This is a genomic window from Algoriphagus oliviformis, from assembly GCF_017254915.1.
GTDB classification, from domain to species: domain Bacteria; phylum Bacteroidota; class Bacteroidia; order Cytophagales; family Cyclobacteriaceae; genus Algoriphagus; species Algoriphagus oliviformis.
Genome location: NZ_JAFKCT010000008.1, coordinates 185,456 through 198,063, shown reverse-complemented (window position 1 = coordinate 198,063; position 12,608 = coordinate 185,456). Strand labels below are relative to the sequence as shown.

13 protein-coding genes are annotated in these 12,608 nt (G+C 53.7%); 9 read left to right on the top strand and 4 right to left on the bottom strand.

The features are described from left to right. Positions 1 to 440: 440 nt before the first annotated feature. The 4 genes from J0A68_RS17555 to J0A68_RS17540 form a co-directional block, all read right to left on the bottom strand. Entirely contained in the window at positions 441 to 962 is a 522-nt protein-coding gene (locus J0A68_RS17555; RefSeq protein WP_206579534.1) for a DinB family protein, read from the bottom strand. A 79-nt stretch (positions 963 to 1,041) separates the two neighbouring features. Next, on the bottom strand, positions 1,042 to 1,626 hold the full coding sequence (locus J0A68_RS17550; protein WP_206579533.1) for a Crp/Fnr family transcriptional regulator: 585 nt from the start codon (positions 1,624 to 1,626) through the stop codon (positions 1,042 to 1,044). A gap of 308 nt (positions 1,627 to 1,934) precedes the next feature. After that, the gene (locus tag J0A68_RS17545; protein ID WP_236025651.1) at positions 1,935 to 3,071 is read right to left on the bottom strand and encodes an aldo/keto reductase; all 1,137 of its coding nucleotides are present in this window, start codon (positions 3,069 to 3,071) and stop codon (positions 1,935 to 1,937) included. 309 nt (positions 3,072 to 3,380) lie between these two features. Next, a complete protein-coding gene (locus J0A68_RS17540) occupies positions 3,381 to 4,370 on the bottom strand; it encodes an aldo/keto reductase (RefSeq protein ID WP_206579532.1) in 990 nt (329 codons plus the stop codon). 380 nt (positions 4,371 to 4,750) lie between these two features. On the opposite strand from J0A68_RS17540, the gene J0A68_RS17535 reads away from it, so the two are divergent. From J0A68_RS17535 to moaCB, 9 genes are all read left to right on the top strand, one after another. Further along, positions 4,751 to 5,518 carry a hypothetical protein gene (locus J0A68_RS17535; RefSeq protein WP_206579531.1) on the top strand — a complete coding sequence of 256 codons (768 nt, stop codon included), beginning with the start codon at positions 4,751 to 4,753 and terminating at the stop codon, positions 5,516 to 5,518. A gap of 4 nt (positions 5,519 to 5,522) precedes the next feature. Continuing rightward, complete coding sequence (locus tag J0A68_RS17530) at positions 5,523 to 6,428, top strand: helix-turn-helix domain-containing protein (RefSeq protein ID WP_206579530.1); 906 nt, start codon at positions 5,523 to 5,525, stop codon at positions 6,426 to 6,428. Positions 6,429 to 6,491: 63 nt separating this feature from the next. Next, the gene (gene moaA, locus J0A68_RS17525) at positions 6,492 to 7,472 is read left to right on the top strand and encodes a GTP 3',8-cyclase MoaA (protein ID WP_206579529.1); all 981 of its coding nucleotides are present in this window, start codon (positions 6,492 to 6,494) and stop codon (positions 7,470 to 7,472) included. After that, positions 7,473 to 8,657, top strand: a complete 1,185-nt coding sequence (locus J0A68_RS17520; RefSeq protein ID WP_206579528.1) for a molybdopterin molybdotransferase MoeA — start codon at positions 7,473 to 7,475, stop codon at positions 8,655 to 8,657. 9 nt (positions 8,658 to 8,666) lie between these two features. Beyond that, positions 8,667 to 9,395, top strand: coding sequence for a sulfite exporter TauE/SafE family protein (locus J0A68_RS17515; protein ID WP_206579527.1), 729 nt, complete (start codon positions 8,667 to 8,669; stop codon positions 9,393 to 9,395). 29 nt (positions 9,396 to 9,424) lie between these two features. Continuing rightward, entirely contained in the window at positions 9,425 to 9,664 is a 240-nt protein-coding gene (locus J0A68_RS17510) for a MoaD/ThiS family protein (RefSeq protein WP_236025650.1), read from the top strand. Between the two features lie 3 nt (positions 9,665 to 9,667). Then, entirely contained in the window at positions 9,668 to 10,753 is a 1,086-nt protein-coding gene (locus tag J0A68_RS17505) for a HesA/MoeB/ThiF family protein (RefSeq protein ID WP_206579526.1), read from the top strand. Further along, positions 10,746 to 11,192: a molybdenum cofactor biosynthesis protein MoaE gene (locus J0A68_RS17500; protein ID WP_206579525.1), complete on the top strand. Its 447-nt coding sequence runs from the start codon at positions 10,746 to 10,748 to the stop codon at positions 11,190 to 11,192. Before J0A68_RS17505 ends, J0A68_RS17500 begins: the two co-directional genes overlap by 8 nt. Before the next feature lie 82 nt (positions 11,193 to 11,274). After that, entirely contained in the window at positions 11,275 to 12,180 is a 906-nt protein-coding gene (gene moaCB / locus J0A68_RS17495) for a bifunctional molybdenum cofactor biosynthesis protein MoaC/MoaB (RefSeq protein ID WP_206579524.1), read from the top strand. The last annotated feature ends 428 nt before the right edge of the window (positions 12,181 to 12,608 follow it).

Genomic DNA, 12,608 nt, shown 5'->3' with positions numbered 1-12,608 from the left:
AGACCTATTTTTCTTGTACGGCATCATCCCATCCAGCTTCCATTTCATGCACCTTAACTTTTTGTCCCACAATTCCCTTCGGAATACATTCGCCAACATTGCCTGCGGCAATTGGTCTATCTTGGCCCTGCGGCTTTGGTATTTTGGTTGGATTTTGTCGGTGATTTTCAAAAAAGACTCTATATTATTCCACGTCTTCTTGCTGCTCATTTTTTGCTGGAAACGGATGTTTGATTTGCTATAAAATTGAGCGAGGTCATTCAGCCAGGCTTTCCGAAACATTTATGAGATTAAAATCAACAGAAGTGGGAGTTGATCAAACCCCTTTTACAAATATGGGATTTTTGAAACAACTTAAAAATTAAATTTTCGCCCTAAAAAGCATACTGCCGGCAAGTTTTCACACAAGCCGGCAGTAGTAGCGTATTGGCGGAAAAGAATTAAAACAACTTCTCCTGAGGAGGGGTGACTCCGCCCAGTCTCAGGTACACAGTCGCTTGGCCTCGGTGGTGGGTCTGGTGCTCAAAGCACTTTTCGAGCGCCGTTCCCTTGCTCATCTCAAAGCGTCCAAACAGCGTGGTGTTTTCGTCCAGCTTTTCCGGAGTCATGGTTTTGATGGCGTTGATCACAAAGTCGTATCCAGCCATCACCAGCTTGGTGACGTTTTCCTTGGACTGGTCTTCGGCTTTTTCGGAGGCACCCATGCCCACCGGGCTGGCGACTCCCGTCGCGGCAGCTGTGAAGCCGTAGTTGCCGTCGGTGAGGTGGAGCATCTGCTGCGCAAAAGAGCGCATTTCGGGCGTGGGCTTGAGACTGTACTTGTCTGCCGGCATGGCATCCAGGTATTCCTTGGTGTAGGCTTTGGCGCGCTCCCAGTCTTTGATCATGTCGTCGACCGAACCTTGGGCAAAAGACAGGGAGCAAAGTCCCAGAAATAGGGTAAGTGTAGCTAAGGCTTTCATGAGTTTTAGGTTTTTGTTCAGTAGAAGTTACAAAAATCCACACTTGCCTTGATAGGTACCCTTGACCTAGTTTAAAAAATCAGCGCTTAGTCTGCATATTTTTGCGGATTCTGCTCAAAAACTCCGGCGTGATGCCCAGGTAGGAGGCGATTTGGGTATTGGGCAGGCGGTTGGCGAGGGCTTTGTATTGTTCCAAAAAGTCCAGATAGCGCTGCTCTGCGGTGGAGCTGAAGTTTTGGAGGACTCGGTTTTGGAGCTCGATGTACTTGTGCTCGATCATGACCTTGAAGATCCGGTTGAGTTTGGGCACCTCCTCATAGAGCCTGTAGAGGTCGGCCTGCCCGATCTGCAGGACTCGGGACGCCTCCAGGGCTTCGATATTCAGGAGGCTGGCTTTTACGGTGTAGAAGCTTGCCATGTCGGCGATCCAGTCGTTTTCCGCCACAAACTGGATGTTGTGCTCAAATCCCCGGTCATCGACGCCGTACATGCGAAAGCAGCCCGAGACCACAAAGGTGTAGGCCTTGCAGACCTCGCCCGAGCGAAGCAGTTTTTGCCTTCGCTTCAGCACATGCTCTTCGAAAGGGGCCTGAATGAGGCTTTTTTCCCCCTCCGAAACGGGGATGTAGTTTTCGAGAAAACGGATGATCGCGTCGGTGGGCATGGGAGGAAAAATAGGGAAAGTCCGCCCAAAACTCCGGATTCGGACGCAAATTGTTTTCTCCGGAAAACAAAAGCAGGAAATGTTTCCTGGAAAGATCAAGAATTGCAGGTTTCCTTTTGCAAAAAAAAGACCTCCTACGCAGGCGACCTCTTTTCCTTATTACCCAATCTATTTATGGATTTACGAATTTGGATTTTTGATTTACGGGGTCATCCGAGACATTGGGTAATGCAGTTTTCGCCGTTTTTCGAATTTCAATCCATGGGTATTGGATATCCGAACCCTTAAGATCTCGGTTTTCCCCACTTTCAATTCTGCACTCGGCTGCGCTCGGTCTGGGTGTAGCGATCTCCCTCCACGGTCAATTTTCCCAGCGCATCATCGAAGGCCTTCCAGTCCGCGTCCGAGATCGTGATATCCGCGACCGCAAGATTTTCCATGAGATGGGCGGCTTTGGTCGTCCCGGGTATGGACACGATGTAGGGCTTTTGCTTCATGAGCCAAGCCAAAGAAACTTGTGTGGGCGTGAGGCCCCGCTGATGGCCGAAGTCAGTGAGCAGCTCGATAAAGGGCCAGTTAGCAGCCATGGCATCGGGCTGGAATCGTGGCAACCCGGCACGGTTGTCATTTTCCGCAAAGAACTTGGTCTGGGGATTGAGCATGCCGGAGAGAAATCCCCGGTTGATCGGGCTGTAGGGCACAAAGCCGATGCCCAGTTCCTCGCAGGCGGCCAGCACGCCGTTTTCGATCACGCGATGCCACATCAGGTGAAATTCGCTCTGGACGGCAGTGACGGGCTGCACGGCATGTGCACGGCGGATCGTCTCCACGGACACTTCACTCAGTCCAAAATTCCGCACTTTCCCCTCCGCGATCAGGTCTTTGACCGTACCCGCCACGTCCTCGATGGGCACGTTGGGATCTTGGCGATGCTGGTAGAAGAGATCCAGCACGTCGGTACGCAAGCGCTTGAGAGATTCCTCCGCTACTTTCCGGATCTGCTCCGGACGTCCGTTGAGGCCGGCCATTTGGTTGTTTTCGATGTTGAAGCCAAACTTGGTGGAGACCAAGATGTCCTTTCGGAAAGGCTGGATGGCCTCGCCCACAAGTGTTTCATTGGTGTACGGGCCATAGACTTCTGCCGTGTCAAAGAAGTTGACGCCGGACTCGTAGGCCTTGCGGATCAGGGCGATGGAGACGCTTTTGTCGGGGATTCTGCCCCGGTGGTAGCTCATGCCCATGCAGCCGAGGCCGAGTGCGGAGACCTCGAGGGCGTGCTTGCCGTTGCCCAGCGTGCGTCTTTTGGTGATGGAGGTGGCAGGGGAAGTTCTGTTCGACGCTTCACCACTGGCCGCCAAGGTGGGGCTTGCCATCCAGGCGGTGCCGAGTAATGCGCCTGCTTTCAGGAAACTTCTTCGCGATGGGGTATTTTGGTCTTGGTTCATATCTATTTGTGATTTATGAGGTAAGATTTAAGGACTTTAGAAAGACTTCAAAACCTGGTGTTTGGTTAGTTCTTTCTGGTGTCTGAGGACAGTATAAGAATGGAAAGAATCCAATCCCCCCAGCCCCCTTTTGACTGATTAGGGCATTCCAAACAGAATTCGAAACGAAAGGGGGAGTCAGTCTAAAGGAATCCGACCGGCTAGGCGAAAGGAAGCCTGTCTTTCGTCGTTTTCAATTTTGAATGTCGAATCTCGAATTTCGAATAATGAAGACTTCCAACCTCCCGACTTCCTCACCTCCGGACATCCCTACCTGTCAATCATCTTTTGCGCGGCGGCGGGATATCTTTCGCCTACGATCTTCAGATTTTCGAGGGCTTGGTCTATGATCATCAGGTTTTGGGCGGAAAGCTTGACCGAAGCGGCGCCCAGGTTTTCTTCCAAGCGGTGGAGCTTGGTGGTGCCGGGGATGGGGACGATCCAGGGCTTTTGCGCCAAAAGCCAGGCGAGCGCGATCTGTGCGGGTGTGGCCTGGTGGGCATCGGCGATGAGCTGGAGCTGGTCGACGAGCGCTTGGTTGGCCTTGCGGTTTTCCTCCGCAAAGCGCGGAACCACACTGCGGAAGTCGCTCGCGTCAAAGGCCGTAGAGGAGTCGATCTTGCCGGTCAGAAAGCCCTTGCCCAGCGGGCTGAAGGGCACAAATCCGATCCCCAGCTCCTCCAGGGTTGGCAGGATTTCGGCTTCTGGTTCCCGCCACCAGAGGGAATACTCGCTTTGCAAGGCCGCCACGGGCTGCACGGCATGTGCCCGGCGGATGGTTTTGGCTCCGGCTTCCGAAAGCCCGAAGTGAGCGACCTTGCCCTCCTGGATCAGTTCCTTGACCGCTCCGGCCACCTCCTCGATGGGGACTTTGGGATCGACCCGATGCTGGTAGAAGAGGTCGATGCGCTCGGCTTTCAGCCGCTTGAGCGAAGCTTCCGCTACCTGGCGAATGTGCTCCGGACGGCTGTCGAGCTGGGACCATTTGCCGTTTTCGTCGGGAGCAAAGCCAAACTTGGTGGCGATCTTCACCTGTCCTTTGAAGGGTTCGAGGGCTTTGCCTACCAGCTCTTCGTTGATAAATGGGCCATAAACCTCCGCGGTGTCAAAGAAGGTCACGCCCTTTTCTACCGCGGCCCGGATCACGGGAATCATGTCGGTTTCGCTTTTGGCAGGGCCGTAGCCAAAGCTCATGCCCATGCAGCCCAGTCCCAGCGTGGAGACTTCGAGGCCATTGGTTCCAAGAATTCGCTTTTCCATGTCTTTCTTTTCTATAAGTGTGGATTGGGATTAGCCCAGAGTAGCGGCGGTTCCTAGGGGTTGCGCACGGTAGGAACAGGTCAACCTGCCTCGGAGCAAAGTCCTTTTTTAAAGAGTAATCAAAGTTCCTTGTTTCCAGAAGGATAAACCAACGCGGATCAAACCAATACTTATCAAAATCAAATATCCAAGCTTTGTTGGTCGGTCTGGCCTGCTGTGGGACTAGACTCTTAGCATCATAGAATTAAGTAGAGGCTTGAGGTTTCTATGTTTGAAATGTGTAAGTTTTACTTTGATTTTCATTTTTCTCCAGGCACTCAATCAGCCAATTTTGAAGAAATGCATGGAGAAGCCAGCATTCACCCAAAATAGACCTTACCATGAAAGTATTTCGATTTGCCCTGCTGCTCGTCTGCGGGGTCACGTTGTGGCCGGCAGGCCATTCGCCGCTGCGGGCACAAGGAATCAAACATTTCGACGGCACCATCTCCGCGACCAACAACGGGATATCCATCATTCCCTCCTTCTCGCTCGGCAGGCCGGCGGTGTTCTTTGACCTCAGTGCGGGAGGAGAGCGCCTGTCCTTTGATCCCATGTTTCGCTTCGGGATGAATGGCAAGCCTTGGTCTTTCGTCTTTTGGTGGCGCTACAAAATACTGAAGGACAGTCGGTTTACGCTAGGTGCAGGTGCGCACCCGGCTTTTATCTTCCAAGACCGGGAGGTGGTCATCGACGGCAAGACGGAGACGATGTTTGTCGCCAACCGCTACTTGGCCGGGGAACTCACGCCGATGTACAAGGTGTCCGACCACCTCAGCACCGGCCTGTACTACCTGCATGGGGAAGGGTTCAACCCCACAGGGCCGAAAAGGACGGATTTTGTCGCTTGGAATACGGTGCTGTCTGACCTGCGGATCGTGAAGGACCTGATGCTGCGGGTCAATCCCCAGCTCTACTTTCTGCGGGTGGACCAGACCTCGGGGTTTTATGTGTCTTCCAGCTTCACGCTGACCAAGGAGGATTTTCCGATAGGAGTCCAGACCCTTTTTAACCAAAAAATAGACTCCACGGTCCCCGGAGACGACCTGGTATGGAATGTCAGTCTCCTGTACACCTTTGCCAATGACTATCGAAAAGACAAAAACTAAGCCCATGGAAAAGCCAGAAACATTGGAGGAGTTTTACAGCAGGAAGTTTCAGTGGATTCCCGAAAGCATCAAAAACGACCTGGGACACTTCAATATCTTTCGCCTGGAGCCCTACCTGGAGGGGAACGTCAAGAGCGTGCCTTACCGCAGGAGGGATTTCTATAAGGTCATGCTGGTGACCGGAGCGAGCACGGTGCACTACGCGGACCGGGTCTATGTGGTGAAAAAGCAGGCCCTGTCCTTTTCCAATCCCCTCGTTCCCTACAAGTGGGACCACCTCAATGCGCACAACGGCGGCATGTACTGCATCTTCAATCCCCATTTCTTCATGAATTTTGGGCAGATCCAGCAGTACGAGGTCTTCCACCCAAACGGAACGCATATTTTCGAGCTTTCCGACGAGGAAGCGAGCGAGGTGGGCAAGATCTTCGAAAAGATGCTGGAGGAGTTCAACTCCGAATACAAGTACAAGTATGACCGGCTGAGAAACCTGGTTTTTGAGCTGATCCATTTTGGGATGAAGCTGCAGCCTGCCGAGGTGCAGGTCGCCCACCATCGGGGGAATGCCGCCCTTAGGATCGCTTCGATCTTTCTGGAGCTGCTGGAGCGGCAGTTTCCCATCGACGAAAACCACGCGACCATACAGCTGCGGACGCCCTCGGATTTCGCCAGCCAGCTCAATGTCCATGTGAACCATCTCAACCGTGCGGTCAAGGAAATGACCGGCAAGACCACCTCCATCCTGATCGCGGAGCGGCTGCTGCAGGAGGCCAAAATCCTCCTTCAGCAGAGCAAATGGAACGTGTCGGAGATCGCCTTCGCCTTGGGTTTTAACGAGGTGACCCATTTCAACAATTTCTTCAAAAAACACATGGCCAAAAGTCCCACTCAGTACCGAAAGGGCGAGTAGGGGGACGTTCCCATGAAAAAACCGTAAATTTCAATTCAGAATATTATTGCCTATCATCGTATCATGCTTCAGGATCAGTTTGGACGTACACACGATTACCTGCGGATATCGCTGACCGATAACTGCAACTTCCGCTGCAGCTACTGCATGCCGGTGGAGGAGATGGTGTGGATGCCTTCTTCCCGGCTCATGAGCACGGAGGAGGTTTTGACCTTGGCGAGGGTTTTTGTGGATTTGGGAGTGAAAAAGATCCGCCTGACCGGGGGAGAGCCGCTGGTCAGAAAGGAATTTCCTGAGATCCTCGACGGCATCGCTAAGATGGGCGTGGAGACCACCCTCACTACCAATGGCGTCCTGATCCACAAGCACATTCAGAACCTCAAGTCGGCCGGAGTCCGCTCCGTCAACGTGAGTCTCGACACGCTGGACAGGGAAAAATTCCAAAAGCTCACCCGTCGTGACCAGTTTGGGCAGGTGTGGGACAATATCCTGCTGCTGCTCGACGAGGGCTTTCGGGTCAAGGTCAATGCGGTGGCGCTGCACGGACTGATAGAGGATGAGCTTTGTGGCTTTGTCCGCACTACGGAAAAGCTGCCCCTCCATGTACGCTTCATCGAGTTTATGCCCTTCGCGGGCAACCACTGGACCAGCAAGCAGGTGGTCACCGCCAAGCAGATGCTGGACCGGGTGAAACGGGAGTTTCCGGTGGAAAAGCTCGAAGATATGAAGCACGATACGGCCAAGAAATACCAGGTGCCGGGATTTGCGGGGACTTTTGCCTTCATCACCACGATGAGCGAGCACTTCTGCGGCAACTGCAACCGCCTCCGTCTGACTGCGGATGGGAAGATCAAAAATTGCCTTTTTGGCAAAGAAGAACTGGATCTGCTGTCGGCCCTGAGGGCTGGACAGGAAGTGGTGCCGCTGATCCACGAGTCCGTGGCCAGAAAGCACGCCGCCCTAGGTGGACAGTTCACCTCGGACTACAAAAAGGCCGATCCCGACAAGATGGAAAACCGAAGTATGATCACAATCGGAGGATAAATGAAAGAATTCATCGGCGTATCCGAAGCCAAAATCCTGCTCAAAAACCTACCAATCACCCGCGTTCCGATCCGCCTTCCCTTGGCGGAGAGTCTCGGGAAGTTTACCTACTCAGCTATCCTCGCCCCCATGGACGTGCCCTCCTTTGACAATTCGGGGATGGACGGCTATGCCTTGGCCTTCGACGACTCGGGAGAGGGACGGGAAGTGGTGGATGTGGTACCGGCCGGAGCCATGCCGGACTTTGTATTGCCTCAGGGCAAGGCCGTGCGGATATTCACCGGTGCGCCGGTGCCCAAGGGGGCTGACACGGTGATCCAGCAGGAGCAGATCGAGCGGACAGGGGATATGGTGTTTTTTGACGCGGAGCACTTTGCCAAAGGGGCGAACGTCCGAAAGCAGGGAGCCCAATGTCGCAAGGGCAGCGAAGTGGTCGCGTCCGGCACGCAGATCACGCCCGGCACCATCGGCCTCTTGGCCTCGCTGGGCATCCAGGAAGTGGAGGTTTTTTCCATTCCAAAGATTTCACTGATCCTGACGGGTGACGAGATCATCGACTTGGGCTATGCCCTGCAGCCCGGACAAATCTACAATGCCAACGGGCCCGCGCTCAGCGCCTATTTGGAGCTGCTCGGCATTTCTGGACTCCGGGTCTTCAAGGCCAAGGACGAGCCCGAAGAAGTCACGCGGGTGGTGGCGGAAGCGCTGGAAGCCTCCGATATCCTGCTGCTCACAGGGGGCATTTCCGTGGGAGACTATGACTTTGTGAAAGACAGCCTGCACCAAAATGGAGTGGAGCAGCTCTTCTACAAAGTGAAGCAGCGTCCGGGAAAGCCGCTCTTTGCGGGGAAAAAGGGCGACAAACTCGTCTTTGCCCTGCCGGGAAATCCGGCCTCCGTGCTGTCCTGCTTCATGCAGTATGTGAAGCCTTGCATGCAGCACTGGATGGGCAATCCCGCCGCCTGGCGCTCGCCCCAATACCTGCCGATAGCGCGCGACTTTGACAAGCAGGCGGACTTGACTTTTTTCCTGAAGGCAAAAGTGGAAAGCGGCAGAGTCGTGCTGCTGCCCGGCCAGGAATCCTTCAATCTGCTGCCCTTTGGCGTGGCAGATGGCTTGGTGGAAGTGCCCCAAGACCAAAATCATGTGGAAGAGGCCAGCTTGGTCGCATTTTATCCTTGGTAGCCGGTGGAAATGTGGGACTGGTTTTTATACGTTCTGATGCCCTTTGCGGCATTCATGTACGCATCGGTAGGCCATGGCGGCGCCAGCAGCTACTTGATGATCTTGGCCCTGATGGGTTTTGCGCCTGAGGAAATCCGGCCGTCTGCGCTTATTCTGAACATGTTTGTGTCCATGATTTCCTTCCTCAACTACAGGAAATCGGGCAAGTTTCCTCTCAGCCTCTTTCTGTCCCTGATCATTTTCTCGATCCCGGCCGCCTATCTGGGCGGCACGATGCTCTTGGAGACGGGGATTTACAAAAGAATCCTGGGTGTCCTGCTCATCTTTCCGGTGCTGCGCTTTGCCGGCGTTTTTCCGATTTCGGATACGGAAAAGATCGAGCGCCAATGGTGGATGGGGCCGCTGCTGGGCTTTGCCATCGGTCTGTTCTCCGGCATGATCGGCATAGGCGGGGGCATCATCCTGTCCCCGATCATCCTGATGCTGGGCTGGGCAGGAGTGAAGGAAACCGCCGCGCTGAGTGCCTTGTTTATCTTTTTGAATTCCGTCTCGGGCTTTCTAGGCGCCTCGGTGTTTCACATCGAATTCTCCACGCAGCTCTGGATCCTGCTGCCGCTGACCGTCGCCGGCGGAGCCGCTGGGGCTTATTTGGGAGCCAAAAAGTTTAGCCCGAAAGTCCTCAAATACCTGTTGGCCTTTGTGCTGGCCTTTGCGGCGGTGAAGCTGATTATTGGCTAAAGCCAGCCCAGAATCGTAGATTAGCTATCATGAAGCAAGTAATACACCTCAAAGCCTTTGGAATGATCGCCGAGAAAATCGGCACGGCGGAGCTGGAGCTGGAAAATCCCGGCACGCTAGCCGCGCTGGGGGAGACGCTCCGCGGACGTTTTCCGGACTTGCAATCGGCCAAGTTTGGCTTTGCGATCAACAAAAAACTGCTGCAAGGCGATGCGGAAATTCCCGCAGGAGCCGAGGTAGCCCTGTTGCCACCCTTTTCCGGAGGATAAAAAATGAGCCGCTTCGAAAGACAGACGATCCTGCCCGGCTTTGGAGCCGATGCCCAGCGAAAGCTCCAGGATGCCAAGGTGCTGCTCATCGGGGCTGGTGGCTTGGGCTGTCCGATTTTGCTCTACCTGGCTGCCATGGGCGTGGGCAAAATCGGCCTGATGGACGGGGACGAGGTGTCCCTTTCCAACCTTAACCGTCAGGTACTTTATGGGGAAAAAGACCTTGGGAAACCCAAGGTGGAAGCCGCTGCATCTTACTTTCGAAGCAAATATTCCGACTTGGAGATCGAGGAGATCCCTGAGTATATCACCGTGGAAAATGCCCTGGAGATCCTCCCAGACTACGACCTGGTGATCGACGGATCGGACAATTTTCCCACCCGATACCTGGTCAACGATGCCTGCGTGCTGCTGGGCAAGCCCCTGGTTTTCGGGGCGGTTTACCTGAATGAGGGACAGGTTTCGGTTTTCAATCTGGAAGAAAATGCCTGCAACTACCGCGACGTATATCCCCAGATGCCAGCCGCCTCGGAGATCCCCAACTGTGCCGAAACCGGCGTGTTGGGCGTTTTGCCGGGGATTATCGGTAACCTAATGGCTTTGGAGGCGATCAAAGTGTTGACCGGTTTTGGAAAGCCGCTGAAGAACAAAATGCTGTTTTTCAACTCCCTCTCTGCCCAAACTTACGAAGTCGAGATTTTTCCCAATCCCACTTCAAAAGCTGCTGTCCCAAGCTCCAAAAGGGCTTTTTCCCAGACCAACTACGAGCTGGCCTGCGAAGGCGTGGAGCAGGTGGATTGGCAGTTTGTCCTCGAAAATCCAAGGCCAAGCGTTACCTTGGTCGATGTACGGGACAGGGACGAACTGCCGAGACTAGAGCGCGCAGGCCTCTTGGAAATTCCGCTTTCCCAGCTTTCCACTGCGGCCAAAAAGTTGGAGGACAGCGGGGAAATCTACCTTTTCTGCCAAAGCGGAATGCGCAGCCAAACTGCCGCACTGCAGCTGAAGGGGATTTTTCCCGACAAAAAAATCTATTCCATCCGGGGAGGCATCAAGGCCTTTCCCAAACAGACAAGCAACCATGGATAAAGTCAGAACACCCAAAAACATATTCGTGCAGGGAGCTATCTCCCCGGACGCCATCGCCAAGTCCATCGCCAACCATTCCGGCAAAACGGATATCGGAGGGCATTCCATCTTTCTGGGACAGGTACGGGCGGATGAGAAGCCGGAGGGCAAGGTCGTGGCGATAGACTACACGGCCTACGAAGAGATGGCGCTGGAAAAGGCCTTTGAGATCCGCGAGGCCATCTTTGCCAAGTATCCCCTGACCTGCATGCACATCTACCACAGCCTCGGTGAGGTGAAAGTGGGCGAGCTTTGCCTCTTCGTCTTCACCTCTTCCAAGCACCGGAAAGCCGCCATGGACGCCTGCGACGAGCTGGTGGAGCGGATCAAGGCCGAACTGCCGGTCTGGGGAAAGGAGATTTTGGATACGGAAGGGCATGTGTGGAAGGTGAATGTGTGAGGTTGGATGTCCGGTGTCCGATGTCACGTTCCAATAGAATTAATGACTATGGTCTATGGGCCATCGACCAAAAAACTAAAGAATGATCAACATTACCCATAAATCACCCACGCTGAGAAAGGCAATTGCCCAGGCTATCGTTTGCGTCAGCAAACCGGAAACGATTCAGGCAGTAAAAGACCGAAGCGTTCCCAAAGGCGACGTGCTCGAAATGGCGAAGACGGCAGGACTTTTCGCCGCCAAGCGCACCGCCGACATGATTCCCGATTGCCATCCATTGCCTATCGAGTTTACCTCGGTGAGCTATGAGATCGGCGAGATGGAGATCCGGGTGCTGGTGGAGATCCATACCATCTACAAGACCGGGGTGGAAGTAGAAGCCATGCATGCGGCCTCGGTGGTGGCGCTGACCATGTATGACATGCTCAAGCCGATTGATAAGGGCATCAGCATACAGCATATCAAGCTGCTGGAGAAGCGGGGCGGAAAGTCTGACCAAAAGTCGGATTTCAGCAAGCTCAGAGCCGCGGTGGTCGTCTGCTCCGACTCGATCTCTAAAGGGCAAGGAGAAGACAAGTCAGGCAAAGTCATCATCGCAAAGCTGGAAGGCCTGGGGGTCCAGGTAAACAGCTATGTGGTGATTCCCGACGACAGCGACCGGATCCAAAATGCGGCCCACGATGCCATGGCACAGGAGGCGGACTTGTTGATCTTTACGGGAGGCACTGGACTTTCCCCCACGGACATCACCCCCGAGGCCTTGGAGCCCATCCTAAACCGGAGAATCCCGGGGATCGAAGAGGCCATCCGAAGCTATGGTCAGCAGCGTGTGCCGACTGCGATGCTGTCCAGATCCGTGGCTGGGACAATTGGCAAAATGCTCGTGCTGGCGCTTCCAGGCTCTGCAGCTGGAGCTGGCGAGTCCATGGATGCCATCTTCCCTGCGGTCTTGCATGTGTTTCATATCCTCGGAGGAGGAAGGCATTGAATGAGTAGCTAGTCTTTAGACGCTAGAATCAAGAGCCGAGAACGTAGAGATGACATAAAAAAGTGTTGTGCTCCTTCTCTAAGAGCAGAAAAACTAGAAAAGTCGAGTAAACTATTGGGCTTACTGTTAAAATTAAAATGGGACACAAGAAAGTCTGTCTAGAATGTAAGAAGACACTTAACAGGCCATTTGACAGTGGTTCTGAGCTTACCTATCCATGCCCAGAATGTGGAAAGTCAATGTTGCTTTTGCCTCATCGGTTCAGACCGCCAAAGAAAACTGACGACAAAAAATGGGAGGTGATTCGGTTTTTAATTTGCGAAGGGTTTCATTATCAGCATATATGCGAAATTAGAGAAACAAAAGGTAGTATGGATTCAAAAAGAGAATTTGTGCCGTATCCTGACAATATGGGGGATGCAAGAGAC